General features: G+C 56.7%; 1 protein-coding gene. It reads left to right on the top strand.

Annotated elements, in window-relative coordinates:
* Positions 1–135: 135 nt before the first annotated feature.
* Positions 136–367 (top strand): RsfS/YbeB/iojap family protein (locus CKO33_RS13215; RefSeq protein WP_200182691.1); only part of this gene is annotated, 232 nt, incomplete at its 3' end.

Raw genomic sequence — 367 nt, 5'->3', positions numbered from 1 at the left:
CTCATCAACTGATTGCCGTCAGCGAGTCAGCGAGGACATGCCAATCTGGTATCTCGTGCCGGACGGCATCGTGCAGTACATCAACAAGCGCGGTCTTTACCGCGACAACAACGACAAGACCACTCCGGAGGATCATTGAGCGCCACTGAATATGCCATCGAGCTTGCCCGCGTAGTGGCATACGCTGCCCTTGACAAGAAGGGCTTCGATATCGTTGCCCTCGATGTCTCGGAGCATCTTGCCATTACCGATATCTTCGTTGTCATCTCGGCGGCCAACGAACGTCAGGTCTCGGCGGTCGTAGATGCTGTCGACAAAGCCATGCACGAGCACAAGGCCCATCGTGCACGTCGCGAGGGAGAACGAG

Source organism: Ectothiorhodospira mobilis (assembly GCF_016584115.1).
GTDB lineage: Bacteria > Pseudomonadota > Gammaproteobacteria > Ectothiorhodospirales > Ectothiorhodospiraceae > Ectothiorhodospira > Ectothiorhodospira mobilis.
Note: the sequence above shows the minus strand (reverse complement) of the source record. Positions and strands in the feature narration are given on the sequence as shown.